The 1,907-nt window shown below is 42.6% G+C and carries 2 protein-coding genes; both read left to right on the forward strand.

Annotated elements, in window-relative coordinates; all coding sequences use genetic code 11:
- The coding region (locus tag GHO03_RS25250; RefSeq protein WP_218574327.1) for a hypothetical protein at positions 1 to 588 on the forward strand (588 nt) is incomplete at its 5' end.
- Between the two features lie 900 nt (positions 589 to 1,488).
- Positions 1,489 to 1,907 (forward strand): hypothetical protein (locus tag GHO03_RS24320; RefSeq protein WP_218574328.1); only part of this gene is annotated, 419 nt, incomplete at its 3' end.

The following is a 1,907-nucleotide window of genomic DNA, read 5'->3' on the forward strand; positions in this document are numbered from 1 at the left end:
TTTAAAAAACTGAACAAAACGCCCGAAGAGATGAAAGGCCATTTTTTTGCGAACGTTCATGAACAAAACAATTCACATCTTAATATACTAATTGCGAAAGTCGTCGATGGTCAGTCTTTGCGTGCTGTTAATCAACTTGGAATAATCGGCACGATGAAAAAATCTTTCAATGCGTCAGTGTTGAAGCACTGCGGGTTAGACTACAAAGACTATGAGCCACTAAACACAAATCTTGGGAAGTCACTGCCAAGGTGGCAATTAGAGCAGCAAAATAAAATCAATGAAAAACTTTCAGAACTCGACATTAAAGAAACAGTGCTTGATACGAAAATAAATGATTTAAAGAAATTAAATAAACTTTCGTTTATGTTGAATAATCAACTAATCAAGTGGATGCACGCAGTTAAAACATCCGACATTAAAGATGAGTCACGACAAGAGAATAGGATTAAAAAAACAGTTGAAGAGCTATCCGGGCTTAACGTCTCGGATGCACAAATAATGCAATTTAACGAGCTTTTCGAGTTAGCAGAAGAAGAGACGAGCCACAAAATACCTGTGCGCGTCGCAAGGAAATTCAAGCGCTAAATTTGATTTTCACTGCTGAAATGGTATGTTAAAAAAATAAAGGCCACCTTGAAGGTGGCCTTGTGTGGAAGGTTCGATGTTAGAAGCATCAACCATCCTTGAGGTTTTATCCCTGGCAGGGGATTACCGTAATTTCAGTTTACCATTAGTAAACCGTTTTTCAAGACCACCCCCCGCCTTGTTTTAAAACCTCCCCCCAATGCTTTGGAAATCATGATGCTTTGGAGCATGGGGAGAATTTAGTCGCGTACAAGGGGATCTGCTCAACGCGACAGGTAAGCCGATTAGATGCGAACCGCTGTGAGGCGGTCGAGAAGGCAAAGGCAGGGCGAACCGGGTAGCCATCCCAAGCGGTTCGTTGACTGTCCCAAAACCCATCAATCTGTCCCGCCTAGCAGGGTTGCCAGTGCTCTAACACAATGGCAGAAGGGGACAAGCACTAGGATGGGCTGGAAAGGAGAGAAACCCTTTTCAGCGGATGCTTGGACGATGCTCGAAACACCTTTTTTTAGGTGTGACGGGTAGGGGGTCCAGCACCGCTGGAAATAGCAACATCTGAGCCAAAGGCGAAGGCGTATTCCAGCCCATCCGGGGCAGTGCCCAACATTATAAGCCTCTATTTTTGTCTGCTTCTGCTCTTGCTTTAAAAGCAAAATCAAACAAAGGTTTTTGACTTTAAGAGCGAAAGGGTTCCCTGCACGAAGTGTAGGGTTGAGCGAAGTGAGCCGTAGGCGAATGCTCTTGCTCCTGCGGGTGTTGGGTCGCAGACCTGACTAAAAAAGCAAGGGGAACCCGTCAACTCGTAGAGTTGTGCTATTTTAAATTAAAACAAAATGGCAGTTAACAATTGGGAAATGATTATTTTATGTTATATATAATATAACAAGATAATAAATCATAATGACAATTGTTAAGAAAATCAAAAACTGGTTTGTGCGTAGTGAACGGGTTAATTCAAAATCATCTGGACTAATCAAGTATGGCTCTTATCTGGTTGATAAAGAGCATAGCAACCATAAGGGCAAAACATCGGCCATACATAACATGTATGGCAATGTTACTAACTTCATTCAAACCGCTGCAAGAGAAGCAATAGAACTTGACCTCAAAAACGCCCAGGCCAAAGGTGGTCGTCCGGTTGACTCTTACGCTCAATCCTTCGTTTTAACCCTTCCCAGCGGTGTAAATCAGCCCACACCAGAGCAGTGGAAAGCCATCACAAAAGACGTTCTTCTTGATGCTTTTAAAAAACTGAACAAAACGCCCGAAGAGATGAAAGGCCATTTTTTTGCGAACGTTCATGAACAAAACAATTCACA

The organism is Pseudomonas sp. FSL R10-1339 (assembly GCF_009600545.1).
GTDB classification, from domain to species: Bacteria; Pseudomonadota; Gammaproteobacteria; order Pseudomonadales; family Pseudomonadaceae; genus Aquipseudomonas; species Aquipseudomonas bubulae.